The sequence below is a fragment of the Paenarthrobacter sp. CM16 genome (assembly GCF_013179505.1).
Classification (GTDB): domain Bacteria; phylum Actinomycetota; class Actinomycetes; order Actinomycetales; family Micrococcaceae; genus Arthrobacter.
Map to the genome: position 1 here is coordinate 1 of NZ_JABMCX010000010.1, position 24,709 is coordinate 24,709.

Genomic DNA, 24,709 nt, shown 5'->3' on the forward strand with positions numbered 1-24,709 from the left:
CCGGAAGCCCCAACTCCTTGTAGGCAGAGCCCGTGGCAAGGATCACCGCCGGCGCTTCGTGACTCTCTCCCGCACCGGTGACCACGCGCTTGAGGTGACCCTTGAGGTCAACCTCAGTGACGTCGTCGAATACTATCCGCGCGCCGAATTTTTCCGCCTGTTCCTGAAGGCCGTCCATGAGCTCGGGCCCTTGGATCCCGCCCGGGAAGCCGGGGAAGTTCTCTACTTCCGTGGTGTTCATCAGGGCGCCGCCGGCGGTAACGGATCCGGCAAGAACCAAGGGGTTCAGCCCGGCGCGGGCGGCGTAGATCGCGGCCGTGTAGCCGGCAGGGCCGGACCCGATGATGATCAACTGTTCAGTGCTCACGATTTCTCCTTGGAAGGGTCAGGTAGCAGGCGTGGGTTACTGGGCGTCGGCGTGACGGGCGGGCAGCAGTTCGGTGATCAGGTTCTCGATGCGGGCCTTGATCTCATCGCGGATGGGACGGACGGCTTCAACACCTTGGCCAGCGGGATCTTCGAGGACCCAGTCCTCGTATCGCTTGCCGGGGAAGTAGGGGCACTCGTCGCCGCAGCCCATGGTGATCACTACATCGGACTCCTTGACTGCTTCGGTAGTCAGGATCTTGGGAATTTCAGCCGACATATCGATACCGACTTCCGACATGGCTTCCACCGCTGCAGGGTTGACCTTATCCGCGGGCTGCGAGCCGGCGGAGCGGACCTCGATGGCGCCTTTCGCGAGCGTTGTGAGGAAAGCTGCTGCCATCTGGGAGCGCCCTGCGTTGTGAACGCAAACGAACAGGACGGAGGGCTTCTTGGCGGTTTCGGTGCTCACAGGTTTCTCCTGATATCGGTGGGGCTGGTCTGGTGGGGATCATCCGCGCCAATGCCGCGATGAGTCAATATTGATGTTCATCGATGAATTGAGTATTGGTTAATACATTGATGATTGTCAATATAAGTGGGTTGCATGCCTACGCCGCATGCAGGCGGGGCGCGAGATCGTGAACGCGACGCGAAATGTCAGCGAAGGCCTCTTCGAACGCCTCCTCATTGTCGAGTCGAACCGGGTCAGGGATGGACCAGTGAATGCCGCGCAAGTCCGGCAATTCCTCATGGGCGTTATCGCACACCGTGACCACCAGATCCTCATCCCTCATCACTCGGTCTATCAGGCATGGCTTGACTCCATCAAGGTCCAAACCATGCCGGCGGGCGACGTCAACGGCCCCCGGCGCCACATGGTCCGCCGGATGAGTTCCCGCTGACACCGAAGGGATGTCGCTGGCAGTTCGCCACAAAGCCGTCGCCAACTGTGAGCGGGCACTGTTCCGGCTACAGACAAACAGAACCCGGCTGGCCCCATGCTCGCGGCCGGGAGTGAGGCCCTCCAGCGCCCCGGGAGCCAGGCGCACATAACTGCGCCGCCTGTCAGCTTCCGAACGATGCCGAACGGCCAATCCGGCGGCCTCCATGGACCGCAGGTGATGGGACAGCAGATTGGCGGGCATATCCAGTTCCACCTGCAATTCCGTGGGCGACATATCCCCCAACGTCAGAAGGTCCACGATGCGGAGCCGTGCAGGATCAGCCAGGGCCGCGTACTTGGCAGCACGCTCCAGGAGGCTTGAATTTCGCTCAATAGTCATTGATTCAATTTTGACTGAACTAACTTATTGCGTCAAGCTGTTTCCCATGACTACTCATCCGCCGGCATTGTGGCGCCGCGCGCTCGCCGAAGCGCTGGGGACCTGCCTCCTCGTTGCGATCGTTGTGGGCTCCGGTATTGCAGCGCAGCAGCTCTCCCCCGACGATGTCGGCCTGCAACTGCTACAAAACAGCACTGCCACGGTGCTCGGGCTGACAGTCCTCATCCTGATCTTTGGACCCATCAGCGGCGCCCATTTCAATCCGGCAGTTTCCCTGGTGGACTGGATTCTGGGCCGAAGGGCCGGTGGCGGGCTGTCCGTGAAGGAACTGTGCACGTACATCGCCTCGCAGACTGCTGGGGCGATCGGCGGCAGCGTCCTGGCCAACACCATGTTTGAGGTGGGCACGTCAATCTCCGGCAAAGAACGTGCAACTGCCGGCCACTTGATGGCCGAGGTCGTGGCCACAGCCGGACTTATCCTGCTGATCTTCTCCCTTGCTGCCACCAAACGCAGCTCCTTGGCAGCCCCTGCGGTGGGCGCGTACATCGGTGCGGCATACTGGTTCACGTCCTCCACGTCCTTCGCGAACCCCGCGGTGACTGTGGGCCGGATCTTCAGCGACACTTTCGCCGGCATCGCACCAGGCTCCGTCCCGGGGTTTGTCCTCGCGCAACTGATCGGCGCCGCCGTTGGGCTTGGCCTTCTGGCGGCCCTCTTTCCCAGGGATGCGCGCACGGGGAATGATGTCGTCGTGCCGCACGCAGCGAACAACCGGGGGTGACCTACCCTTGGTCCGGGGGGAACGTTGACATGAAGAAGAACTCAAGCCAAGGACCGGCCTGGATCTTCCCTGTTGGGATGATCGTGGTTGTTGTTGCGGTTTTCGCATGGATGGCCCGCAGCGTCCTGCCCGGGGCTTCAATGGTCTTTGTCTTGGGGGCGCTGTACACGGCGCTGCTGTTCCGGCAGGTTCCGCAGGCTTCCCGAGCCTCCATGGTGATGATCCTGGCACTTCCGCTCACCTTCTACTCGTGGCTCTCCGTCGAAGACAACCTGGGGATACCTGCAGCGGCATCATGGGGTCTCGGGTTCATTGCAGGGGCAACGGGAAGCGGATACCCGTGGTCAAGGAAGAAACCGCGGACCACGGCCCCGAAGAAGACCAAAAGCAACGCGAAAGACGTCAAGGAGGCTGTTGGAAGCCGCCGCCTCTTGCTGACCAATGCAGCCTGCGTGACTGTCCTCATTGCAGGCGGGCTCTCCCACCTGGCCTTCCAGAGCCCGACGGCGGCAGTGGCCGCCGTTTTGGCCGGCGCCTTGATCTGCGGTTGGGCCTTGTTCCGTTTTCCGCCGTCAGCGCCGGCCCGAAACGCACTGGTCCTCGTCATCCCGGTGGAGTTCTTTTTACTGGCATTCCTGGGCGGGAATACCAGTCAGCCCGCCCTTCCGTTCGTGTGGACGTATGGCGCCCTGGCCGGCATCCTCCTGGGTGGGCATTATTGGAACGGCCTGCCTCAGGGCACACCCAGGCCACCGTTCAGCAGTGACATCAAGCGGCGACGAAAACGCAAAACAGTACGCCGGTCACGGGATAAGCAGAAGCCGGAAGTAGTCTCCGCAGACCACCACTGACTTGCAGCGGACTGGGGAGCCGGTGTCAGACTGCTGCTGGTTCCGCAGGGTCAAAATCATAGGCGGCGAGGCCGTCAATGCTGGTGCGGTTCTTGGTGATCCGATAGTCCGCACTACCGGCAATGCCCTTGCGTTCAAAGTACGGGCCCAACAGATCTCGGTGGCCCTCAAAGCTCATCAAGGGAACGCCCCACCCGCAGGAATCCGAAATGCGGTGGACGTCAACAACAATGACGGCCCTCGCACCGGGTTTCTCCTCGAAGCGCTGGGCCAGGGATTCAAAGTCGTGGTCGTAGCGGGTAATGACGCGCCCCGTGCCGTGGAGCCTGACAATATTCGGGCGTCCGTCAAAAGCACAGAACATCACAGTTATGCGGCCGTTCTCCCGCAAATGGGCTATCGTTTCACTCCCGCTGCCAGTGACATCAAGCCAAGCAAACGTATGCTCATCCAGGACGGCGAAGGTACCCGGGAGTCCCCTTGGGGACACATTGACGTGCCCCTCGCTGGACAGCGGAGCCGTCGCAACGAAAAAGACCACTTGTTGTTCAATGAATTTGCTCAGTCGCTCATCAATTGCCCCATATACCTTCATGGGGAACACGCTTCCATGAGCATGAGCACGCCTCAAAGCCCGTCTCAGGGACCGGTACGGCAAGTTGTACCGGCATACATTGATGACCGTCAATGTAGGCGCATAATAGGTACATGACCGCAACACCAACGCTCCAATCCGCCACAGCGGACGACTGCTGCGAACCCTCAATCCAGCCTGCCCTCGGCGCCGAGGATGCGAAGCGGAAGGCCATGGTCTTCAAGGCCCTCGCTGACCCCAATCGGCTGCGGCTTCTGTCCATGGTCAAAGCTGAAGCTTCGGGCGAATCCTGCGTGTGCGATCTCACCGAGCCCTTGGGCCTCGGCCAGCCAACGGTGTCCCACCACCTGAAAATCCTGGTGGATGCAGGCTTGCTGCACCGGGAAAAGCGCGGTACGTGGGCTTATTACTCCCTGGTCCCTGGCGCATTGGACGATGTTGCCGGCATGGTGGCAAAGCTGTGACGGCAGCACTGAGGGCCATGGAGCCGGGAGACTGGCCGGCCGTCAGGAAGATCTTCCAGGAAGGAATCGACACCGGCTTCGCGACGTTCGAATCATCCACACCGGAATGGGACGCCTTCAATAATTCCAGGTTGCCCGAGCACCGCTTCGTAGCAGTCAACAGCGTGGGCACCATTCTCGGCTGGACTGCAGTATCGCCCGTCTCCACCCGCGCGGCCTACTCAGGTGTCGTTGAGCATTCCATTTATGTGGCCGGCGCCGCCCGGGGCCAAGGCGTCGGGAAACTCCTTCTGCAAGCACTCGCCACTTCCACGGAGGCGCAGGGAATCTGGACCATCCAGTCCAGCATCTTCCCGGAGAACGAGGCCAGCCTCCGCCTCCATCAAGCTCAGGGATTCGCCATTGTCGGGCGACGGGAACGTATTGCTCGCGTGAGCACCGGACCCGCCGCCGGACAATGGCGCGACACCCTGCTGCTGGAGCGCCGCTCGCCAGTGATCAACTGACAGTTATCGGCCCACCGGAGCCTCTTCCTCCTTGCGGTGCCCAACAGAGGCGCCAGCCGAGGACTCGCGCGCCAGCTTGCTCGGCCACCAGATCTTGCTGCCGATGTCATACGCCAGTGCTGGAACCAGCAGTGAACGGACCAGTACGGTATCCAGCAGCACACCAAAGGCCACGATGAACGCCAACTGCACCAGGAACATGATGGGGATGACCCCAAGGGCAGCAAAGGTAGCGGCGAGGACCACACCTGCAGAGGTGATGACGCCGCCGGTAACGGCCAGTCCCCGCAGAATCCCCGGGCGGGTCCCGTGCTTCAGGGACTCCTCCCGGACACGACTCATCAGGAAGATGTTGTAGTCCACGCCGAGCGCCACAAGGAATACGAAACCGAACAGCGGCACCGTGGCGTCGGCCCCGGAGAATCCGAAGACTCCGTTGAAGACCCAGGCCGAGACACCCATGGCGGCGCCGTAGGAAAGAACCACGGACAGGACCAGCAGCACAGGAGCAACAACCGAGCGCAGCAGGAGCATCAGGATGAACAGGATGACCACCAGCACGATCGGGATGATGACTACCAAGTCGCGTTGCGCCGTGGTATTGGTATCCAGCGCTGTTGCCGTGACACCGCCTACCAAAGCATCGGAATCGACCTCCTTGACGGCCACCCGCAGCGACTTCACCGCCTCCTCAGCTTCGATTGAATCCGCAGCGGAGTTCAGCGTCGCATTGATCAGGACCCTGCCCTCACGGACAGCCGGGTCAGCGGGAGCGCCCGGAGCGCCGGTAATGGGTACGTTTCCGTCAGCCAACAGGTAGGCGTCGCCCACGCCGTCGGCTGCTTTGACCTTCTCCAGGACCTGCTGCGCGGAGCCTTCCGAGGCGACTACGACGGCGGGGCTGCCGCTGCCGGCGTCGAAATGGCGGGCCAGCGCTTCCTGGCCGTCCACGGCGTCGGAGGCGGAAAGAATGACGTCCGTTTGCGGAACTCCGTTGGCCTTCAATTGCATCAGGCCGGTCGAGGCCGCAAGGAGCAGCAGCACCGAAGCAACCCACACAACGCGCGGCCGCTTGGAAACCAGGCGGCCCGTGGCCCGCCACAGACCCTTCTGCCCCTCAAGTCCGGTGACAATCTCAGGTTCGCGTTCGTCGTCGGGCAGCAGTTTGGGCCGGAAGGGCCAGAAAGCGGCACGGCCAAGCAGCGCCATCAGAGCGGGCAAAAGCGTGAGTGCCGCGAACAAGGAGCAGAGGATGCCTGCCGCTGCCACTGGTCCAAGGGCTTTGTTGGAGTTCAGGTCCGAGAACAGCAGGCAGAGCAGCGCGATGATGACCGTGGCGCCGGAGGCCAGGATCGGCTCGAACGATGCCTTCCACGCCGTGATGACGGCCTGCGTGCGGTTGGTGGTGTGGGTCAGCGCTTCGCGGAATCGGGCCACGTACAGCAGTGCGTAGTCTGTGGCCGCACCAATGACCAGGATGGAGAGAATGCCTTGGCTTTGGCCGTTCAGCTGGATCCAGCCGGCCTTGGCCATGCCGAACACCAGCAGAATAGCTGCGCACAGCGCAAAGACAGAGGTGAACAGCACCGCCAGCGGCAGCACCACGGAGCGGTACACCAGCAGCAGGATCACGAATACGGCGCCCAGGGCCACCAGCAACAGGATGCCGTCGATCCCGCCGAACGCGTTGACGAGGTCTGCTGTCAATCCTGCGGGGCCTGTGACGAAGGCCTTCATGCCATCCGGGGCTCCCGGCTGAACTACGTCACGCAACTCCTGCACCTTCTCGCGGAGCTCGTCGGAGGACGCCATGGGGACGATGAACTGGACAGCTTTGCCGTCTTGCGAGGGGATAGGCCCGACGACGGCGCTCCCCAGCTTGAGCGCCTCAATCCCGGCTTTCAGCTGGGCTGCTTCGCCCAGCTGGGCCGGGGTGAATGCGGCATCGTTCTCGACGATGACCACGGCAGGGATCTCTTCGGAGTCCCGGAATTTGGCCTGCCAGTCGCCGGCTTCCGTGGCTTCGGCACCTGCCGGGAGGAATGAGGCTTGATCGTTGGAGGAGACCTCCTCAAGCCGTCCGAACGTGGGGCCGCCGATTCCTGCGATGCCAAGCCACGTGATGACCAGCACCACGGGTAACAGCCATCGCAGCCAGAACGGTACTTTCCGCGAGTTCATGGGTCCTTCTTCTGTGGGGATGCGTAGGGTCTTTCTTCCATCATAGATTATCTCTATGATGGAACTATTCCAAGGCCTTACGGAAATGAATGCCGGGTTCCCCCGCTGTGGGGAGTAATATCCGGAAGGCACTAATCACCAGGCAAACGCTGGCAGGAGGGCGGAGATGTCGGATACAGAACCCACGCGCCCCGAAAACGCGGCCGGTAGCCGCCCTGGCGGCCGCCCCGAAAACGCGGCACCCCAGGAACTGGTGCGGCTCCTCCAAGACTTCACGTTGGAAGCCAACCACTATGTGGATGCCGCAGGCGGCCGGAACGACATGCACCGCACGGACCTGAACGCACTGGCCGTGATCATGCGCCACACTGCTGCCGGCAAAGTAGTCACCCCAGGAGTCCTCCGCTCCGAGCTGCGGCTCAGCTCCCCCGCCACCACCGCCCTGGTGGATAGGTTGCACGCGAGCGGACACGTGGTTCGCGAACGCCTTGGCACGGACCGCCGGCAAGTCCAGCTCCAGATGACACCCAAGGCGTACCGGGACGGAAGCGCCATGTTCATGCCTCTCGCCATCCGGATGGGCAAGGCCATGGCCGCGTACAGCCCTGCGGAGCTGGAGCTTGTCACCCGCTTCATGACGGACATGGTGGAAGCCACCCTCGCTGCCCGCGAAGAGGCCGCTCAACCCGGCGCAACGCATTCCACCTAATTCCACCTTCCAAGTTGTAGCGTTTCCCTATGAACGCGCAGCAGCCTGAAGATGTCTATACCCACGGGCACCACGAGTCGGTTGTCCGGGCCCACGCCTCACGGACGGTCGAGAATTCGGCCGCGTTCGTCATCCCGCATCTCACGCCAGGAACATCAGTGCTCGACGTCGGGTGCGGACCAGGCAGTATCACGTGCGACTTCGCGGGGCTGGTGGCGCCAGGGCAGGTGATCGGATTGGACCGGTCAGCAGATATCGTCGCGCAAGCCACCGAGCTGGCCACCGAACGCGGCGTGGACAATGTCACCTTCCAGACCGGCAACATTTACGATCTCGACTTCGAGGACGAATCCTTCGACCTCGTCCACGCCCACCAGGTCCTGCAGCACCTGACCGACCCCGTCGCCGCCCTTCGCGAGATGCGCCGGGTAGCCAAACCCGGCGCGATCGTTGCCGTGCGGGACGCTGACTTCCACGGCATGAGCTGGTATCCGGAAGTGCCCGAACTGGACGATTGGATGGAGCTTTACCAGAAAATCGCCCGCCGCAACGGAGCAGAACCCGACGCCGGCCGCCGCCTGGTTTCGTGGGCCCAGCAGGCCGGTTTCACCCAGGTGGCACCCTCCAGCAGCAACTGGCTCTACGCCACCGCACAACAGCGCGCCTGGCAATCACGGGTATGGAGTGAACGCGTCCTGCACTCCGCGTTCGCTGAGCAGGCACTTGAGTACGGGTTCGCCAACGAGGCCGACCTCGCCAGGATCGCAGCTGGCTGGCATCGCTGGGGTGCTACCGATGACGGCTACTTCCTCATCCCCAACGGCGAAGTTATCGCCCGCGCGTAGTCCTCAAAAAAAAGTTTGCCCCACCATGTAGAAATACCCGCCGCTGTTCCGACCCATGAGTGAAAGCATCCACAAAGGGTGCTCCTCACAAGGAGTTTGAGATGAAATACATGATCATGATGTTCGGATCGGCCGAGGGCATGATGGAGACCGCCGATCCCGCATGGATCCAGGAAATGATCGGGTTCATGATCCAGATCGACAAGGACCTGACCGAGTCCGGCGAGATGGTGTTCAACGCCGGTTTGGCCGATGGCAGCACCGCGAAGCTGGTCAAGCAAACCCCCGATGGCGTCATCACCACGGACGGGCCATACGCCGAATCCAAGGAATCGCTGGTTGGATATTGGGTGGTTGACGTGGCCAGCGAGGAACGTGCCGTCGAAATTTGTTCAAGCATCGTGAAGTACGCCCAGGTGGTCGAGCTCCGCGAAGTTCAGCAAGCTCCGCCGCAGGAAGCCCTCCCGGAGGTCTAACTGGGTTCCGCGCCGGACACGCGAATCGAGGACCTGCTGCGCACCTTGGCGCCGCAGGTCCTCGGCGTGCTGGCACGGACGCATGGACAGTTCGATGCCTGTGAAGATGCCGTCCAGGAAGCACTCCTGGAGGCCTCCTTGCAGTGGCCTTCCAGATTTCCGGACAACCCACGGGCGTGGCTGATGGCGGTCGCTTCCCGCCGGCTGGTGGATATGTGGCGCAGTGATAGCGCCCGACGCGCCCGCGAAGAACGAGTCGCGGCCATGGATCTCCAGGCGGGTTCGGTCCCGGAGGCGGACGACACCCTCACCCTGATGTTCCTCTGCTGCCACCCCGCGCTCTCCGCACCGTCACAACTGGCCTTAACGCTGCGCGCAGTCGGAGGACTCACGACGGCGGAAATCGCCTCTGCCTTCCTGGTCCCCGAAGCCACCATGGGACAGCGCATCAGCCGCGCGAAACAGGCGATCCAGAAGGAGGGAGCCACATTCAGCATGCCGCCGGTTTCCGAGCGCAAGGCAAGGCTCGGTGTCGTACTTCACGTCCTGTACCTGATCTTCAACGAAGGCTACGCGGCAAGCTCGGGCGCGTCCCTTCAGCGCGAAGAGCTCACCACGGAAGCCATCCGGGTGACGCGCCTGCTGGTGGCCGTTGCACCCCGGGAACTCGAGGCGACCGGCCTGCTGGCGCTGATGCTGCTGACTGATTCGAGGCGGGCAGCCCGTGCCTTGCCGGACGGAACACCGGTGCCGCTGGCGGAACAGGATCGAAGCTTGTGGAATCGGCAGCAGATTCAGGAGGGCATCGCCCTGCTGTCCTCCGTCCTGGGACGCGGGGCAGCCGGACCGTATCAACTTCAGGCGGCCATCGCTGCCGTTCACGCGGAGGCCGCCTCTGACAAAGAGACCGATTGGCCACAGATCCTTGCCCTGTACACAGTCCTCGAAGCCGTCTCACCCAGTCCCGTGGTCAGGCTTAATCGAGCGGTAGCTGTGGCAATGGTGCAGGGTCCGGCCGCCGGACTGGAAATGCTGGCCGGACTGGACTTGGCGCTTGGCCGGACCCACCGCTTGGACGCAGTACGGGGCCATTTACTGGAAATGTGCGGCTCCTACGCGGAAGCCCGCGCAGCGTACCTTTCCGCCGCCAAAAAGACCGGAAGCCTGCCCGAACGTAGGTACTTAATGGGAAAAGTAGGGCGAATGGACGGGCATTAAACCCATATAGTCGAATCCATGGAACAACGCATACTTGGCAAGACCGGCCGGTCCGTCTCCACCGTCGGACTGGGAACCTGGCAACTCGGAGCCGACTGGGGTTCCGTCACTGAAGAGGACGCCTTTGCCGTCCTGGAAGCCTCGGTGGAAGGCGGCGTCAACTTCTTCGACACCGCCGACGTATACGGAGATGGCCGCAGTGAGCAGTTCATTGGCCGTTTCCTCCGCTCCCATCCGGACCTGGACATCACGGTTGCCACCAAAATGGGCCGCCGCGTGGACCAACGGCACGAGAACTACACCCTGGAGAACTTCCGGGCGTGGACCGACCGCTCCCGGCGCAACCTGCAGCAGGACACCCTGGACCTCGTCCAGTTGCACTGCCCTCCCACCTCCGTCTACAGCAGCGACGAAGTCTACGATGCCCTGGATACCCTGGTCAGCGAAGGCTCCATCCGCAATTACGGGGTCAGCGTCGAGCGCACGGATGAAGCCCTGGAAGCCATCAAGCGCGGGAACACGGCCTCCGTGCAGATCATCCTCAACGCCTTCCGCCTCAAGCCCCTCGACGACGTACTGCCCGCAGCGAAGGAAGCCGGCGTCGGCATCATCGCCCGGGTCCCGTTGGCCTCCGGCCTGCTGTCCGGGAAGTACACTCCGGACACCGAATTCCCGGAGAACGATCACCGTAACTACAACCGCGATGGCTCCTCCTTCGACGTCGGAGAGACGTTCTCCGGCGTCGATTTCGCAACCGGCGTCAAGGCTGCGCAGGAGTTCAGCGGATTAGTGCCCGACGGCGTCAGCACCGCCCAGGCTGCCCTCGCCTGGGTCATCGCCCAGGACGGTGTCACCTCGGTCATTCCCGGAGCGCGATCCGCTTCGCAGGCTGCGGCAAATGCCGAGGCCGGTGGACTGCAATCCGTCGGGGAAGGCCTGGCCGAGGGAGTGCGGGACATCTACGACCGCTACTTCCGCGAAGCGATCCACCCGCGCTGGTAGCTGACGGGGCCGCCGTCGGGCCTCTTAGCCCGACAGCGTTAGTGCCCGACGGCGTTTGGCGCCCGACGGCGCTTTGACCCGACGGCGTTACCAGCCGCTGCGCGTCGGCGTATGTCCCTTCCTGGCTTCTTCGGGCATGGCCATCTCAGCCCGCAATCCGAGGAGCCGGATGGGACGGTCCGGCTCCATTTTCGCCGTGAGATCCAGGGCTTGGGTGAGGACTTGGTCTTTGTCGAAAGTCTCCGGAATTTTCCTCGCGTAGGTTTTGGTGAAGAACGGCGCATAGCGGACTTTCAAGGTCAGCCCCACCACCGGACGCCCCTCCGCAGCTACGTCCTCCAGGACTCGGGCGGTCAACTCCTTGATGGCGTCACTGATCTGGGCGGGCTCGGTCAGGTCCTGCTGGAAGGTGGTCTCGCGGCCATGTGCCCGGGCGACCCATGGAGTGTCGTCCACTTCGCTGGCACCTTCCCCGCGTCCTAACTGCGCATACCAAGGGCCCATCTTCGGGCCGAACTCCGTGACGAGGTCCTGCGGCTCCGTGGCGGCGAGCTCAGCCACAGTGGTGATGCCGTGCTTCGCAAGCCGCTGCGACACTTTCGGTCCGACGCCCCACAGTTCCTTGGTGGGCTTGGCTCCCATGATGTCGAGCCAGTTCTCCTTGGTCAGGGTGAAGATGCCGGCCGGCTTGCCGAAATCCGTCGCGTTCTTGGCCCGGACCAACGTGTCGCCGATGCCCACGCTGCAGTGCAATTGGGTTTGCTCGAGGACTGCGGCTTGGATCTGCTTCGCGTACGCCACCGGGTCATCGGTTTCGACTCCCACGAAGGCTTCATCCCAACCCAGCACCTGGACCGTGGCACCGGGCTGTGAGCGCAGGGTGGTCATCACTACCTCCGAGGCCGCGAGATACGCCTCCTGGTCGACCGGCAGGATGATGGCGTCCGGTACCTTCCGGGCCGCAATCCGCAGCGGCATTCCGGAGCCGACGCCGAACGCCCTGGCTTCGTAAGAGGCCGTGGACACAACAGCGCGTTCCGTGGGATCTCCCCTGCCGCCCACGATGATCGGTTTTCCGGCCAGTTCAGGCCGGCGGAGGACCTCGACCGCAGCAATGAACTGATCGAGATCAACGTGGAGTACCCAGGGGATTCCGCTCACGGCACCAGTTTGCCCTACGTCCTGGCTGTGGCAGTACGGCCACCACCTACTTTGGTTTTGTTGAGCGGGGGAATCAACCAATTCCGGGTGCATTCCGCCTCGTGGGCCGCCAAAGAGGGTGGTGAAGCAACACGTCCTGAGCACCCGTCGTCATGAAACCACCACCTTAGACACGAATAAGAGAAGGGACGTCCATCCTCGACCAAAGGACTTAGCAATCGTGAGCGACCAAATTGAATAGTGCCGAAGTCGAAATAGCTGGGACCTTGGCTATAATTTATATATCCATACTTGGATTACTGGCCTTAATGGGTTTTGTCATCGGGGCAACTCAGAGTCTTGTTTTGCAGGCGCCGACCACCAACGATGCTTGGAAATTTTATCCCGCCCTTAAACGGAGATGGCAGGACGATGTTTCCGGCTTCTTGCCAGATCTGGCCGCGGATAGACGCCGACTGGTCTTGGACTTAAAAACCAATAGGTCCTTGGCACCAACAGTCACGGCTGGAGGCTTCGCCAGCCTGCTGGCATTCATTTGGTTGTTGACCATTTGCTCACAAATTGAGCGTCTAACGCCCATGTGGGTTTTCGCACTCCCCTGCTTGGGCTCGCTCTATCTTGGCACCCTGATTTCTGGACTTGCCTACTGGATCCAGATGATCTCATCACGTCGGCGGCACCTCCTTCAGACAGCGGTGGACTTGATGAAACACGCAAGAGTCTTTGGCCCTGCATCATCCTCAAACTCCAAAGAGTACTTGGCGGTCTCAGGCCAAAGATTCCTTCGCGCGGCAGCTCGTCTGGGTATCCCAGCGACAACAGAAACCTCAGAGCAGCTACCTCCATTCTCAGCAGGAGACGGCCCCTTTCGCCCAGGACGGTCAGGAGGCAACTGATTCCGCAGGTGGAAACGCTCCTGCGAGCGACCTACAGCGGGGATTTTGCAACGAGCACCGGCCGGGGCCCCACGACGATACTTTCGAGCAAGTCCAGGGAGCGACTGGCAAAGTGGTCGTCTCCAGCCCTTATTGTGACCCTCGTTGCAGCCTTACTCCCTTGGGGACTGGAGAACTTCCCGCTCCAGCCTTGAGTTGTACGGCCACCACCTACTTTGGTTATGTTGAGCGGGGGAATCAACCAATTCCGGGTGCATTCCGCCTCGTAGGCCGCCAAAGAGGGTGGTGAAGCAACACGTCCTGAGCACCCGTCCCGCGGGCCTAAGCTGAGGTGTGCAGTTTTCACTTTGGCTGGCCCTGGTTGGCGCCGGCACCCTGATCAGTTTCACTCCCGGCGCCGGAGCCATCTTCACCATGAGCAATTCGCTCAACTCCGGCTTCCGACGCTCCATCTGGGGCATCCTGGGTCAGCAGGTGGCTCTGGTCATCCACATCGTCATCGTCGCTTTGGGCGTTGGCGTACTGGTTTCCAGCTCTCCGGTGATCTTCAACGTCATCCGCTATGCCGGGGCCGCGTATCTGGTGTACTTGGGGATCCGGCAGTTCCTGCGCAAGCCGGACCTGGACGAGGAAGAAGTCGCGGAAAAGAAGAACGAGTCCGCCTTGTCCATGTTCCAGCGCGGCATCTGGGTTAACCTGCTCAACCCGAAGGCCATTGTTTTTTTCCTGGCCTTCATGCCCCAGTTCATCCGCCCGGACCAGCCGCTGCTTCAGCAATACGCGGTGCTGACTATCACGGTCATCATTATCGACGTCCTGGTGATGTGGTTCTTCTTCGCTTTCGCAGCGCGATCTTTCCAGCGATTCACCCACGATGTTCGCGGTCAGCAGGTCCTCAACCGGGTCTTCGGTTGCCTGTTTGTCCTGGTGGGCATCCTGCTCGCAGTCATTCACTAGGCCGTCAAACCAGCCCAGCGACCAGCCTGCCCCGGTGCTACCGTCGAGTGCATGGAACCGGACTGGATCGAACACCGACGCTCGGACGACGGCGAGCACGTCGGCTGGATGAAGCCCGTGGATGATGGCTTCGTGGCCATGGACCTGCTGGGCCGGGCTCGGACTGAGATTGTGGACTGGTTCAGTGCCGAGGAAACCCTGGACGAGCTCGGGCTGCGTTACCTCGCCGACCCGCACGAGTTACTGCTCGACGACGGCGCTTGGCTGCGGGTGCGGATCGCGGAAGTGACTCCGTCCCTGGTGCGGGTGAAGAAGGAAGACTGGGGAGACATGACCGCTCCGCAGGTCTACTTCACCGTGCCCAACCCGGTTTCCGAAAAGCAGCTTCGCCCGCTGTCACCTAGCTAGGTGACAGCTAGCTAGGTGACAGCCAGCTGGCTGACGTAGATCCCCGAACCACCAGCGAGCTTTCCAGTGTCACATGCGGCTCTGCCAGAGCAACGCCTTCCATCAGTCCCCGCAGTTGTTCCCCCGCTTTGCGTCCCAAGGGCGTCGCCGGCAGGTGGACGCTGGTGAGGCTGGGATTGCTCGTGGCCGAGTACGGCAGATCATCGAAGCCCGCCACCGCCAGCTCCTCAGGGATCCGGACACCCTCCACGCGGGCTTCCTGCAGCACTCCGTAGGCATGGGTGTCGGTTCCGCAGACGACGGCGGTCACCCCCTCGCGCTGCCACTCCGGCCAGGCTTCGGCGAACGCGGCAGCGGCAGCACCGACGTCGATCGGGGTGCTGATGACATGGCCAGGATCCACTGAAAGTCCGCACGCAGCAGCCTCCGCCAAGAAGGCTTCGCGCCGCAAATGGAACGTGGTTGTGCCAGTGACGCCATCCACATACGCGGCCCGCGTGTGGCCGGAAGCAGCCAGATGCCGGGCCAGCTCGCGGGCACCCTGGGCAACGTCAAGGTTCACCGAGGGCGCATAGGACTCTAGGCCCGGAGCGTCCAGAAGCACAAGGGGCCCGGCTGCGGACAGGTCCTCGAGGAATTCTGCGCTGGGCGCCCCCACCAGCAAACCGGCGGGACGGAGTGCCAATAGTTTGCGCACGTCGGAAGCCTGTGGCGATTCTCCGGCGTCGGTCACCGAGAGCAACAACTGATACTGGGAGCCCAAGGACTCGCGCACTCCGGCGATCACGTTGGCAAAGAAGGGGTTGGACACATCCGGCGTCACCAGTATGACAATTGAGCTGACACCGCGGGCCAGGGAACTGCCGATGCTGTCCACCACATAACCGAGTTCGGCGATGGCTGAGCGGACCCGGGAAATGTTGTCCTCCGACACCCGTCCCTGGGTTTTCCCATTCGCCACCAGTGAGACGGTCGCCGTCGAAACGCCTGCCCGGGCAGCCACCATCGCGGCCGTCACACGAGGCGAACGGGGCGCGCGGCCTTGGCGCCGATCCGGGGATTCCATGCATCGATCGTAGCGTCCATAAGGGGCCCTGACCTGCGAGAAGGCATCAAGCGCTTGACGTCCCAGCAACAGCGACACGCCCGCGGCTACGTTAAGCGTTTGACGTAGCCCGCAAACGAGTGCCAGAATTCCCCTGAATGCTTAGCGCCCTGCCCCGGGCAAGTTCCAGGCAGGCCCCAATGACGTGGAGAGAAACGTGGACCCCAACACCATGACACCGGCACGCAAGAAGATCATTCTTGACTGTGACCCTGGCCATGACGACGCCGTGGCATTGCTGCTGGCGCACGGCAACCCGGACATTGAACTTCTGGCCGTGACAACGGTCGTGGGAAACCAGACCCTGGAAAAGGTCACCCGGAACGCCCTTTCGGTGGCCACCATTGCGGGCATCACCGGTGTCCCCTTCGCTGCCGGCTGCGACCGCCCCCTGGTACGCACCATCGAAACCGCCCCAAGCATCCATGGTGATTCCGGCATGGACGGCCCGGAACAGCCCGAGTCTGCCATCGAGCTGGACCCGCGCCACGCCGTCGACCTCATCATTGAAACGGTCATGGCGCACGAGCCGGGAACGGTCACCTTGGTTCCCACCGCGGGCCTGACCAACATTGCGATGGCAGCCCGCAAGGAGCCACGGATCGTGGAGCGCGTGAAGGAAGTCGTGCTCATGGGCGGCGGCTACCACGTGGGCAACTGGAGCGCCGTGGCGGAGTTCAACATCATCATCGACCCCGAAGCCGCGCACATCGTCTTCAACGAAAAGTGGCCAGTGGTGATGGTTGGCCTGGACCTCACGCACCAGGCGCTGGCCACGGACGAGGTGGTGGACCGCATCGCGAAGATCGGAACCAAGCCCGCCAAGTTCGTCATGGAACTCATGGACTTCTTCCAGAAGACCTACAAGGACGCCCAGGGATTCGACTTCCCGCCGGTCCATGACCCCTGCGCCGTGGCCTACGTGATCGACCCCACCGTCATGACCACCCGCAAAGTCCCCGTGGACATCGAACTCCAGGGCAAGCTCACCCTCGGCATGACCGTAGCTGACTTCCGCGCCCCCGCCCCGGACGACTGCCACACCTCCGTCGCCGTGGACCTGGACCACAAGAAGTTCTGGGACCTGGTCACCGACGCGATCGAACGGATCGGCGAACCAACGCACGACGCCGGTGCTGCCGCCACCGCGGCGGGCCGCCCAACCGACGTCGAAGTCAGTGCCACCGCCGAGGCCATCCTGGCAGGAGAAGCCAAGTAATGTCCTCCCCCGCAACTGAATCCAAGTCCACCCACGGCAACGTCACCGCCCTCATGGTTGCGTTGCTGGCAGCGTGTGTGGCGTTCCAGCTCAACGCGTCCATGCTCAGCCCGGCCCTGGTCACCATGGGCAACGAACTCAACACGGACCAAGCCACCATCGGCCTGTCCCAGACGTGGTTCTTCACCGCAGCTGCCCTCTTCTCCCTCTTCCTCCCCCGCCTGAGCGACATTGTGGGCCGCAAGAAGATCCTCGTCGGCATGATGCTCCTCATGGCAGTGGGCTCTGTCATCGCAGCAATGGCCCCTGACGTTACGTGGCTCTTCGTGGGCCGCATCATCCAGGGCGTCAGCGGTCCCACGGTTCCGCTCTGCCTGATCATGCTCCGCTCCGCTGTGACCAACCCCCGCAAGTACGGCACCCTCATGGGCCTCATCACGGCAGTCAACGGCGGCGTGGCCGGCGTGGACTCGTTTGTTGGCGGTTACTTCGCTGAGAACTTCGGCTTCCGCAGCATTTTCTGGCTCATGGTTGCCTTGGCCCTGATCGCCACCGTCCTGATCGCCGTCCTCGCCGGCGAGAGCAAGCCCGCTGCCGGCACCACCATGGACTGGCTGGGCGTGTTCTGCATTGTCATCGCCGTTGGCGCCTTGCTGACCGCCCTGAACGAGGGCGCCAAACTGGCCACAGCCTTCGACGCCGGAACCCTGACCCTCGCGCTCGTGCTCACGGTGATTGCCGTCGTCGCGTTCTTTGCGTTCTGGACTGTTGAGAAGCGCGCCAAGCAGCCCATGGTGGAGACATTGCACCTGCGCCAGCGCTCCACGTGGGCTCCGCTGCTGACCACCACGCTGACCATGACCGGTATTTTCGCGGTCATCAACGGCATTGTTCCCGCTTATGTGCAGGCAGCTGATCCTGGCTTTGGCGTCGGTCCTACGGAGATGTCGCTGATCATCCTGACCCCGTACGCCCTTCTTGGTTGGCTCTTCGGTCCCATCAGCGGCCGCCTGGCACCTGTCCTGGGCTACACCAAGGTCCTGCGCATCGGCTTGATCGGCAGCCTGGTGGCCTTGGCGATCATTGCGTTCTTTGGCCTCAACAACCTGCCCATGATGATCGTGGGAACGGCCTTGCTGGGCATCATGTACGCCGGTACGGTCAACATCATGCTGAACGGACTGGGCGTGGTTCTCTCGCCGCAGGGCAACCCCGGTTTCCTTCCGGGCATGAACGCCGGCGCCTTCAACCTCGGCGCCGGGCTGAGCTTCCTGGTCCTTCCGGCAGTCCTGGTGGCCACGGCTTCGCTCAATGACGCCAAGGCTTCTTACCTGACCGTTGTGGTGGTGGGCCTTGTCATCACATTCGCCGCCTTCGCGGCCTCACTCCTGATTCCCAAGCCTGTGGACGCCGAAGTGACCGAGGACCAGAAGGTGACCGCATGACCAGCGCACCCAAGGCGGGAATCGTCGTCGTCGGCTCCCTCAACGCAGACCTCACCATCTACTGCGACCGTCTCCCCCAACCCGGCGAGACAGTTAACGGCAACGGTTTCGCGGTGAATCCCGGCGGAAAGAGCGCCAACCAGGCGGTGGCTGCCAGCAAACTCGGCGGGCAGGTCACCCTGATTGGCGCCGTGGGTGAGGACCCCAACGGCACCATGCTCCTTGAATCAACAGCAAACGCCGGAGTGGATGTGTCGCGCGTCCTGCGTACGGAGGTTGCAACCGGGGTTGCCGTCATTTCCGTGGACTCCAGTGGCGAGAACAGCATCATCATTTCCGCCGGCGCCAACGGGACACTCAGGCCCGCGGACGTCACACCGGACGCTTTCCGGGACGCCGCTGTGGTGTGCCTCTGCCTGGAGGTGGGGATCGATACTGTGATCGCCGCAGCCCAAGCAGGGCACGACGCCGGCGCAACGGTTCTGCTCAACCTCTCGCCTTACGCCGAGGTGCCGGAGCGTTTGGCCGGGTTGAGCGATGTGCTTTTGGTGAACGCGCACGAGGCTTCGCTGTTTCTTGGCGCCGAAGCGGACATTCCTGACGCCAGCTCGGAGGCCGAGGCGTGGGAGCCGGTCAGGAGCCAGTTCGCGGACCGTGGCCTGCAACGGGTCCTGGTGACGCTCGGCGCCCAGGGTTCAGTGGTCCTGGATTCGTTGGCACGTGGCGCTGAAGAGCAGATCACCCGCATCGCACCCACACGCGTTTCTGCGGTTGACACTACGGGTGCCGGCGATGCTTTCACCGGTGCCGTGGCTGCGCGTTTGGCTGCCGGTGATTCACTCGCTGCCGCCGCTTCCTTCGCCTCGGTGGCCGCCGCGTTGGCTGCAACGAAGAAGGGGACGCAGGCCGTGTACCCCACCATCGCCGACGTCGAGCATCTGCGGGACGCTTAGTCCCAGCCCGGCACCCAACTGGGTAACAGTAAACGTTCCACTGAGGCCTCGGTGGAGCATTTGCTGTTACCTACTTGGGTTAAGCGGAGGTGCGGGCCGTCCGCCGTGCTGAGCGCTCCACTGCCTTGCGGGAGAGGACACCGTGGCCGGCCATGAGCCGGGGAACCACCACGTAAACAGCAGCAGGAACCACCAGTGCTGTGAGCAACAAGGCCCGGAGGACCGGGTGGAGAGGCTCCATGATGGGGCCCAGGAGCAGCATGCCGATGGACACCAGCGGGAAAATGGCGAGCCAGGTAATGAGCGCCCGCATGTGAATGGAGGGTCCCAACGGGCGGGAAGGAGCTGCGGGTTCGACGGCGGCTTGGGAGGTTGTTTGAGTGGTCATGGCATTCTCCAACTAAACGGTTGCTTTTGGGCTTGTGTTCACCATAACCCCGGCGGCAAGCAATTACAACCACCTGGTTGGAAACTGGTAATATGACCGTATGGCGTGGGACACAGAGCGAACCAAAGGGCTGCTGCTTGAGGCAGCAACATCCGAGTTTTGCGCGCGTGGACTGGCCGGTGCCCGCATTGACCGCATCGCGGCAGAAGCCGGCGTCAACAAGGAACGGATCTACCAGTACTTCGGCAACAAGAACGCCCTGTTCGACGCCGTGATCGTCACCGCCCTGAGTTCACTCATGGATGAGGTCCCCATCGAGGGCAGCGGCCCCGAGGCCATGGCGGACTACGCGGGCCGGCTCTTCGACCACCACCAGAAGGATGCCACGGCACCACGGCTCCTGTTCTGGGAAGGACTGGAGCGAGGCACCGAAGTTGTCGGGCTGCCCAAGCGGATGGCCAATTGCGCCTCCAAGGTCAACAGCACCATCGCCGCACTGCCTGGCGTCTCACGTGAAGACGCCGGTGATCTCCTGATTACGATCGTCAGCCTGTGCGACGCCGCTCCGGTACTCCCCGCACTGGACGGACTTATGGCCGGCAATGACCCCGGCCGCACCGAAAGGCGACGCGCCGCCGTCGTACGCACCGTTTTCCTGGCCGCCGCAGCGCTGGCTGCCGAGGCAACGGAAGCCGCTCCCGCCTAGCGCGTGCATACACCCCACGCCTGCGCGTGACAGCTTTGACAGGAAAAGTGACTCCGTTGTGAAGTTGCCCCTAGCCAAGAGGGGGCGCCATGAATCATGCTTGCTGCATGTACTCAACGACGAGCCCATACCGCATCATCACGGTCTGCACGGGAAACATCTGCCGCTCGCCCATGGCAGCGCTCATGCTGACGGAAGCCTTCGCCGCGGAAGGGCTCGGCCAACTGGTGCGGGTGGACTCCGCCGGCACCACCGGGTACGAGGTGGGGCACCCGATCGACCCCCGCGCCGCCCGCGTCCTCACAGCACAGCACCTCGCTTCGGAAGACCACGTCGCCCGCGAGTGGCGGCGTGAATGGTATGCCGAACGGGACCTGATCCTTGCCCTGGACGTTGACCACTTCGGCTGGCTTCAGGAAGGAGCCCCGGAGCACGCTTCCCTTGAGAAGGTCCGGATGCTCCGCAGCTTCGATCCCCATATGCAGGGGCGTAGCTCCCTGGACCTCGGCATCGAGGACCCCTGGTATGGCGGACACACGGACTTCGACAACACCTTTACGCTCATCAAAGCCGCAATCCCCGGAATCGTGCAGTACGTCAAGGCAGCCATCAGCCGGGCCGAGACAACCGCAGGCCATGACCACCAGCAGGTAACCTCTATGACATGACCCCTGCACCTGTGATCATCGCTGTTGACGGCAGGTCCGGCGCAGGTAAAACCACGCTCGCCGTTGAACTGGCGGCACGGTTGCGGCAGCACCACAAAGTTTCGCTGTTCCATCTGGAGGACATCTATCCCGGCTGGAACGGCCTCTTGCCCGGCATCGAACGTTACGTCGGCACGGTCCTGACGCCGCTCAGTTCCGGCCAAGCGGCGGAATGGACCAGTTGGGACTGGGAAAAACATTACGACGGCGGTTTGAACGTCACGCTGCCCGCCGAAATCATCATTGTGGAAGGCGTAGGCGCTGCGGCCGATGCTGCCCGGCCCATGCTGGACGCTGTAGTGTGGGTGGAATCCCCCGGTGACGATCGCCGTCGTCGGGCGCTGACCCGTGACGGAAGCACCTACGAACCCTACTGGGACAGCTGGGCGGCCCAAGAGGATGAGTGGCTTGCCTCCGATGCTGTGATCAGCGCTGCCGACGTCCGGGTCCAGAACCTCGCGGACGGAAGTGCGCCGGACGACGTGCTGCGGGCCCTGATGTATTTGCCGCCCATTGCCTCGGTCTTGTCACCCGAACTCAGCGCGCGCCGAGGCCTCCAGCTACGCTCCGAACGCTTGGACGCGACGCCCGACGCTGCGCTGCTGTTCGAGTCCCTCTACGGCCGGTCCGCGAACGCGGTGTGGCTCGATTCCTCCAACGCCTCCGCAGTCGCCGGCCGTTCACAGGCCGCCGCGCGCAGCCGCTTCAGCATCCTGGCCGACGACGGCGGCACGTTCGGCCAGTCGGTGCTGCACCGCTCAGGAACTACCCGCGTGAGCGCCGGTTCCGCCTCCGTCAGTACCTCGGGCCAGTTCTTCCGCTGGCTCGATTCCGTCTGGGGCCGCCGGGCCGTCCGCGCACCCCGCGGCTATGACGGCCAGTTCACGCTGGGCTGGCTCGGCTACCTCGGCTACGAACTCAAGCGCGAAACCGGCGGCAACGACGTCCCCTCCCACACCCCCGATGCCGCCTTGCTCTTCGCCGGCCGGGCTGTGGTTCTGGATCATCGCGAAAAGACTGTCTGGTTGCTCGCCTTGGATGCGCCCGACGCCGGAGAGTGGTTACGCAAGGCCCGCGCCGCCGTCGAGGATGCCGCCGCTACGGTGAGAACCGCCCTTACCGGGACATCCGCAGCGGTTCCTGAATTCGTCAGCCGGGACAACGCGACGGACTACAAGCGCAAGATCGAGGACTCCCAACACCAGATCAGCGAAGGCAACTCCTACGAGATCTGCCTGACCACCATGCTGGAAGCACCTGCCGGGGATTTCGATCCCTGGGCGAGCTACCTGAACCTTCGACGCCGGAACCCGGCGCCGTTCGCCAGTTACCTTCGGTTCGGCGAACTGGTGGTCGCGAGTACCTCGCCGGAGCGATTCCTCCGCATACTGTCCGACGGCGGCATGCGCGCCGAGCCGATCAAGGGTACCCGGCGCCGTTCCTCCGACGCCTCAGAAGATGCTGCCCTGCGCCACGACCTTGAGACATCTCTGAAGGACCGCGCTGAGAACATCATGATCGTGGACCTGCTGCGCAACGACCTCAGCCATTTCGCCATTCCGGGTTCAGTGACTGTCAGCCGGCTATGCGCAATCGAGAGCTACGCCACGGTCCATCAAATGGTGAGCACCATTGACGCTCATCTTCGTCCGGGCGCTCCCCGGGCGGAAGCCCTGGCTGCAGCCTTTCCCGCCGGTTCCATGACGGGCGCGCCGAAGATCAGCTCCATGGACATCCTCGACCAACTCGAGTCCGGCCCACGGGGCATCTACTCCGGCGCCATCGGCTATTTCTCCCTGAACGCGGCCACGGACCTCGCCGTGGTGATCCGGACCCTGGTGGTAAACCCCGACGACGCCGGCGGGCGCACCCTGTCCCTTGGCGTGGGCGGAGCCATCACCTCGGATTCCCTTGCCGACGACGAGTACGAAGAAATCCGGACCAAGGCTTTCGGGGTGCTGTCCACGTTGGGCGCCGATTTCCCGGGCTGAGCCTTGGTCTGCTGTTGAGGACTACTGGAGCGTCGCGGTCAATCTGGCCACGTTATCCACATACTTGGCCAGCGGGGGTCTGTCCATCCAGTCTTCCAACATAAGCTCACGGGACACCTCGCGGTACGTGGACTCCACGGCCCGCATGAGGTTCACGGTTTCGGAACCCAGCAGCATCACCGAGACCTCCATGTTCAGGGAGAAGGAGCGCATGTCCATGTTGCTGGAACCGAGCACGGCCACCTCATCATCAATGGTGAAGTGCTTGGCGTGGAGGACGTATGGCGCCCGGTACAGATAGATGCGGACCCCGGCGTCCAGCAGGGCTTCGTAGTAGGAGCGCTGGGCGTGGTGGACCAGGAACTGATCCCCCTTTTCGGAGACGAAGAGCTCCACGGAGACTCCTCGCTGCGCTGCGGTGGTGATGGCGTAGAGCAGGGAGTCGTCCGGGACAAAGTAGGGGCTGCAGATGGAGATGGTGTGCTGTGCCGAATAGATCAGGGTGTTGAACAGACGGAGATTGTTTTCGGTGGCGAACCCCGGACCGCTCGGCACTACCTGGGCTGTAACGCGCCCAGGGGGCGGCTGGCTCGGCAGGCGCAACTGGTCTTCCAAGGACTCGTCGGTTTCGCTGAGCCAGTCCGTCGCAAACACCACATTGAGCGTGGCTACTATCGGTCCCTCAAGCCGGGACATGAGCTCCACCCATTTGCGCCCCACTTTGTGGTGCTTTGGGTTGTTATAGGAAGGCTCAATCAAGTTCTGCGAACCGGTGAACGCAACCAGTCCATCGATCACCATGATCTTGCGGTGGTTCCTCAGGTCCGGACGCCGCCATTGGCCATGGATCGGCAGGAGCGGAAGCATCCGCTTCCACTGGATCTTGCTTGCTTTGAGCCGGCGGATCAGGCGGCGGTATCCCTTAACCCGAAGTGTTCCGATGTGGTCGAAGAGGAGCCTGACAGTGACACCGCGCTCGGTCGCATTCTCCAGCTCGGTCAGAAGCTCGTCCGTGACCGAGTCGCTGCTCATGATGTAGAACTCGGCGTTGACGTAGTCCTTGGCTCCCCGGACAGCCTCGGCCATGGCTTTGATCGATTCCTCGTAACCGGGAATCAGCTCAACTTTGTTGCCGTCCACCATGGGCAGCGATCCGAGCCGGTGGTTCAGCTCCCCTGCGGACTTCACCCATTCCGGGCCGGAGTACACGCTGACCGGATCAGCGAGATCGGAGGTCACCGCGCGAACGCGTCGATTTACTTCTTCCTGCTGCTCACGCCTGCGTTTGGACAGTTTGAAGTTGCCGAAAAGGAGGAAGAGGACGAACCCCACGGATGGGATGAGGAACACAGCCAAGAGCCAGGCCATGGCGGTGGTGGGACGTCGGTTGCCGGGAATGATCCCCAGCAGCACAATGCGCATGATCACTTCCGCAATGGCCCACGCGCCTAATAACCAGGTCCACTCCTGGCCAAACGGAAAAGGAAACA

26 protein-coding genes are annotated in these 24,709 nt (G+C 62.7%); 17 read left to right on the plus strand and 9 right to left on the minus strand.

From position 1 onward, the window contains the following. From HP499_RS01505 to HP499_RS01515, 3 genes are all read right to left on the minus strand, one after another. The coding region (locus HP499_RS01505; protein WP_172322205.1) for an FAD-dependent oxidoreductase at positions 1-367 on the minus strand (367 nt) is incomplete at its 3' end. Positions 368-403: 36 nt separating this feature from the next. Continuing rightward, a complete protein-coding gene (locus HP499_RS01510) occupies positions 404-838 on the minus strand; it encodes an arsenate reductase ArsC (RefSeq protein ID WP_172322206.1) in 435 nt (144 codons plus the stop codon). 139 nt (positions 839-977) lie between these two features. Next, entirely contained in the window at positions 978-1,652 is a 675-nt protein-coding gene (locus HP499_RS01515; RefSeq protein ID WP_172322207.1) for a helix-turn-helix domain-containing protein, read from the minus strand. 46 nt (positions 1,653-1,698) lie between these two features. Here HP499_RS01515 and HP499_RS01520 point away from each other — a divergent pair, with 46 nt between their 5' ends. Together HP499_RS01520 and HP499_RS01525 are read left to right on the plus strand one after the other, a co-directional pair. Then, complete coding sequence (locus HP499_RS01520; RefSeq protein WP_172322208.1) at positions 1,699-2,436, plus strand: MIP/aquaporin family protein; 738 nt, start codon at positions 1,699-1,701, stop codon at positions 2,434-2,436. Positions 2,437-2,465: 29 nt separating this feature from the next. Beyond that, positions 2,466-3,287 carry a hypothetical protein gene (locus tag HP499_RS01525; RefSeq protein ID WP_172322209.1) on the plus strand — a complete coding sequence of 274 codons (822 nt, stop codon included), beginning with the start codon at positions 2,466-2,468 and terminating at the stop codon, positions 3,285-3,287. A 25-nt stretch (positions 3,288-3,312) separates the two neighbouring features. Here the strand turns inward: HP499_RS01525 and HP499_RS01530 are convergent, their stop codons facing one another. Beyond that, positions 3,313-3,882: a pyridoxamine 5'-phosphate oxidase family protein gene (locus tag HP499_RS01530; protein ID WP_172322210.1), complete on the minus strand. Its 570-nt coding sequence runs from the start codon at positions 3,880-3,882 to the stop codon at positions 3,313-3,315. Between the two features lie 113 nt (positions 3,883-3,995). Here HP499_RS01530 and HP499_RS01535 point away from each other — a divergent pair, with 113 nt between their 5' ends. Both HP499_RS01535 and HP499_RS01540 read left to right on the plus strand, forming a co-directional pair. After that, positions 3,996-4,346, plus strand: coding sequence for a metalloregulator ArsR/SmtB family transcription factor (locus HP499_RS01535; protein ID WP_172322211.1), 351 nt, complete (start codon positions 3,996-3,998; stop codon positions 4,344-4,346). Further along, positions 4,343-4,852: an N-acetyltransferase family protein gene (locus tag HP499_RS01540; RefSeq protein WP_309138322.1), complete on the plus strand. Its 510-nt coding sequence runs from the start codon at positions 4,343-4,345 to the stop codon at positions 4,850-4,852. The genes HP499_RS01535 and HP499_RS01540 overlap by 4 nt, the downstream gene beginning before the upstream one ends. 3 nt (positions 4,853-4,855) lie before the next feature. On the opposite strand, the gene HP499_RS01545 is transcribed toward HP499_RS01540, so the two are convergent. Further along, entirely contained in the window at positions 4,856-7,033 is a 2,178-nt protein-coding gene (locus HP499_RS01545; RefSeq protein ID WP_172322212.1) for an MMPL family transporter, read from the minus strand. 166 nt (positions 7,034-7,199) lie between these two features. On the opposite strand from HP499_RS01545, the gene HP499_RS01550 reads away from it, so the two are divergent. The 5 genes from HP499_RS01550 (at position 7,200) to HP499_RS01570 (ending at position 11,283) form a co-directional block, all read left to right on the plus strand. Beyond that, positions 7,200-7,742 (plus strand): MarR family winged helix-turn-helix transcriptional regulator, encoded by a 543-nt coding sequence (locus HP499_RS01550; protein ID WP_172322213.1) that lies wholly within the window; start codon positions 7,200-7,202, stop codon positions 7,740-7,742. 29 nt (positions 7,743-7,771) lie between these two features. Beyond that, the gene (locus HP499_RS01555) at positions 7,772-8,587 is read left to right on the plus strand and encodes a methyltransferase domain-containing protein (protein ID WP_172322214.1); all 816 of its coding nucleotides are present in this window, start codon (positions 7,772-7,774) and stop codon (positions 8,585-8,587) included. 101 nt (positions 8,588-8,688) lie between these two features. Continuing rightward, the gene (locus HP499_RS01560) at positions 8,689-9,063 is read left to right on the plus strand and encodes a YciI family protein (protein ID WP_172322215.1); all 375 of its coding nucleotides are present in this window, start codon (positions 8,689-8,691) and stop codon (positions 9,061-9,063) included. Positions 9,064-9,108: 45 nt separating this feature from the next. Continuing rightward, positions 9,109-10,281, plus strand: coding sequence for an RNA polymerase sigma factor (locus HP499_RS01565; protein WP_253951317.1), 1,173 nt, complete (start codon positions 9,109-9,111; stop codon positions 10,279-10,281). 18 nt (positions 10,282-10,299) lie between these two features. Then, the gene (locus HP499_RS01570; RefSeq protein ID WP_172322216.1) at positions 10,300-11,283 is read left to right on the plus strand and encodes an aldo/keto reductase; all 984 of its coding nucleotides are present in this window, start codon (positions 10,300-10,302) and stop codon (positions 11,281-11,283) included. Between the two features lie 87 nt (positions 11,284-11,370). Here the strand turns inward: HP499_RS01570 and HP499_RS01575 are convergent, their stop codons facing one another. Further along, complete coding sequence (locus HP499_RS01575) at positions 11,371-12,444, minus strand: DNA polymerase IV (RefSeq protein ID WP_172322217.1); 1,074 nt, start codon at positions 12,442-12,444, stop codon at positions 11,371-11,373. 1,229 nt (positions 12,445-13,673) lie between these two features. Here HP499_RS01575 and HP499_RS01580 point away from each other — a divergent pair. Together HP499_RS01580 and HP499_RS01585 are read left to right on the plus strand one after the other, a co-directional pair. Next, entirely contained in the window at positions 13,674-14,297 is a 624-nt protein-coding gene (locus HP499_RS01580; RefSeq protein ID WP_172322218.1) for a LysE family transporter, read from the plus strand. A gap of 51 nt (positions 14,298-14,348) precedes the next feature. Next, positions 14,349-14,705, plus strand: a complete 357-nt coding sequence (locus HP499_RS01585; RefSeq protein WP_172322219.1) for a hypothetical protein — start codon at positions 14,349-14,351, stop codon at positions 14,703-14,705. 7 nt (positions 14,706-14,712) lie between these two features. On the opposite strand, the gene HP499_RS01590 is transcribed toward HP499_RS01585, so the two are convergent. Beyond that, on the minus strand, positions 14,713-15,771 hold the full coding sequence (locus HP499_RS01590; RefSeq protein ID WP_172322220.1) for a LacI family DNA-binding transcriptional regulator: 1,059 nt from the start codon (positions 15,769-15,771) through the stop codon (positions 14,713-14,715). A gap of 211 nt (positions 15,772-15,982) precedes the next feature. Between HP499_RS01590 and HP499_RS01595 the strand changes: the two genes are divergently transcribed. The 3 genes from HP499_RS01595 to HP499_RS01605 are packed head-to-tail and all read left to right on the plus strand — an operon-like array spanning position 15,983 to position 19,427. Next, positions 15,983-17,029 (plus strand): nucleoside hydrolase, encoded by a 1,047-nt coding sequence (locus HP499_RS01595; RefSeq protein ID WP_172322235.1) that lies wholly within the window; start codon positions 15,983-15,985, stop codon positions 17,027-17,029. Further along, the gene (locus tag HP499_RS01600; protein ID WP_172322221.1) at positions 17,029-18,474 is read left to right on the plus strand and encodes an MFS transporter; all 1,446 of its coding nucleotides are present in this window, start codon (positions 17,029-17,031) and stop codon (positions 18,472-18,474) included. The genes HP499_RS01595 and HP499_RS01600 overlap by 1 nt, the downstream gene beginning before the upstream one ends. Then, a complete protein-coding gene (locus tag HP499_RS01605; RefSeq protein ID WP_172322222.1) occupies positions 18,471-19,427 on the plus strand; it encodes a ribokinase in 957 nt (318 codons plus the stop codon). The genes HP499_RS01600 and HP499_RS01605 overlap by 4 nt, the downstream gene beginning before the upstream one ends. A 79-nt stretch (positions 19,428-19,506) precedes the next feature. On the opposite strand, the gene HP499_RS01610 is transcribed toward HP499_RS01605, so the two are convergent. Next, positions 19,507-19,815, minus strand: coding sequence for a hypothetical protein (locus HP499_RS01610; protein WP_172322223.1), 309 nt, complete (start codon positions 19,813-19,815; stop codon positions 19,507-19,509). Positions 19,816-19,915: 100 nt separating this feature from the next. On the opposite strand from HP499_RS01610, the gene HP499_RS01615 reads away from it, so the two are divergent. The 3 genes from HP499_RS01615 to pabB all read left to right on the plus strand — a co-directional run bounded on the left by HP499_RS01615 (position 19,916) and on the right by pabB (position 23,219). Then, complete coding sequence (locus HP499_RS01615) at positions 19,916-20,521, plus strand: TetR/AcrR family transcriptional regulator (RefSeq protein WP_172322224.1); 606 nt, start codon at positions 19,916-19,918, stop codon at positions 20,519-20,521. Between the two features lie 107 nt (positions 20,522-20,628). Continuing rightward, the gene (locus HP499_RS01620) at positions 20,629-21,189 is read left to right on the plus strand and encodes a low molecular weight protein-tyrosine-phosphatase (RefSeq protein WP_172322225.1); all 561 of its coding nucleotides are present in this window, start codon (positions 20,629-20,631) and stop codon (positions 21,187-21,189) included. Continuing rightward, positions 21,186-23,219, plus strand: coding sequence for an aminodeoxychorismate synthase component I (gene pabB / locus HP499_RS01625; RefSeq protein ID WP_172322226.1), 2,034 nt, complete (start codon positions 21,186-21,188; stop codon positions 23,217-23,219). Before HP499_RS01620 ends, pabB begins: the two co-directional genes overlap by 4 nt. Before the next feature lie 21 nt (positions 23,220-23,240). Here the strand turns inward: pabB and cls are convergent, their stop codons facing one another. Continuing rightward, a complete protein-coding gene (gene cls / locus HP499_RS01630) occupies positions 23,241-24,641 on the minus strand; it encodes a cardiolipin synthase (protein WP_253951318.1) in 1,401 nt (466 codons plus the stop codon). Positions 24,642-24,709: the final 68 nt, after the last annotated feature.

Excerpts from the sequence above, each read along its gene's own strand:
- HP499_RS01560 (WP_172322215.1), top strand. The coding sequence starts at position 8,689 with ATGAAATACATGATCATGATGTTCGGATCGGCCGAGGGCATGATGGAG.
- HP499_RS01605 (WP_172322222.1), top strand. The coding sequence starts at position 18,471 with ATGACCAGCGCACCCAAGGCGGGAATCGTCGTCGTCGGCTCCCTCAAC.
- HP499_RS01590 (WP_172322220.1), bottom strand. The coding sequence starts at position 15,771 with ATGGAATCCCCGGATCGGCGCCAAGGCCGCGCGCCCCGTTCGCCTCGT.
- HP499_RS01550 (WP_172322213.1), top strand. The coding sequence starts at position 7,200 with ATGTCGGATACAGAACCCACGCGCCCCGAAAACGCGGCCGGTAGCCGC.
- HP499_RS01555 (WP_172322214.1), top strand. The coding sequence starts at position 7,772 with ATGAACGCGCAGCAGCCTGAAGATGTCTATACCCACGGGCACCACGAG.
- HP499_RS01530 (WP_172322210.1), bottom strand. The coding sequence starts at position 3,882 with ATGAAGGTATATGGGGCAATTGATGAGCGACTGAGCAAATTCATTGAA.
- pabB (WP_172322226.1), top strand. The coding sequence starts at position 21,186 with ATGACCCCTGCACCTGTGATCATCGCTGTTGACGGCAGGTCCGGCGCA.
- HP499_RS01535 (WP_172322211.1), top strand. The coding sequence starts at position 3,996 with ATGACCGCAACACCAACGCTCCAATCCGCCACAGCGGACGACTGCTGC.
- HP499_RS01525 (WP_172322209.1), top strand. The coding sequence starts at position 2,466 with ATGAAGAAGAACTCAAGCCAAGGACCGGCCTGGATCTTCCCTGTTGGG.
- HP499_RS01620 (WP_172322225.1), top strand. The coding sequence starts at position 20,629 with ATGTACTCAACGACGAGCCCATACCGCATCATCACGGTCTGCACGGGA.
- HP499_RS01520 (WP_172322208.1), top strand. The coding sequence starts at position 1,699 with ATGACTACTCATCCGCCGGCATTGTGGCGCCGCGCGCTCGCCGAAGCG.
- HP499_RS01610 (WP_172322223.1), bottom strand. The coding sequence starts at position 19,815 with ATGACCACTCAAACAACCTCCCAAGCCGCCGTCGAACCCGCAGCTCCT.
- HP499_RS01570 (WP_172322216.1), top strand. The coding sequence starts at position 10,300 with ATGGAACAACGCATACTTGGCAAGACCGGCCGGTCCGTCTCCACCGTC.
- HP499_RS01585 (WP_172322219.1), top strand. The coding sequence starts at position 14,349 with ATGGAACCGGACTGGATCGAACACCGACGCTCGGACGACGGCGAGCAC.
- HP499_RS01545 (WP_172322212.1), bottom strand. The coding sequence starts at position 7,033 with ATGAACTCGCGGAAAGTACCGTTCTGGCTGCGATGGCTGTTACCCGTG.
- HP499_RS01615 (WP_172322224.1), top strand. The coding sequence starts at position 19,916 with ATGGCGTGGGACACAGAGCGAACCAAAGGGCTGCTGCTTGAGGCAGCA.
- cls (WP_253951318.1), bottom strand. The coding sequence starts at position 24,641 with ATGCGCATTGTGCTGCTGGGGATCATTCCCGGCAACCGACGTCCCACC.
- HP499_RS01595 (WP_172322235.1), top strand. The coding sequence starts at position 15,983 with ATGACACCGGCACGCAAGAAGATCATTCTTGACTGTGACCCTGGCCAT.
- HP499_RS01515 (WP_172322207.1), bottom strand. The coding sequence starts at position 1,652 with ATGACTATTGAGCGAAATTCAAGCCTCCTGGAGCGTGCTGCCAAGTAC.
- HP499_RS01600 (WP_172322221.1), top strand. The coding sequence starts at position 17,029 with ATGTCCTCCCCCGCAACTGAATCCAAGTCCACCCACGGCAACGTCACC.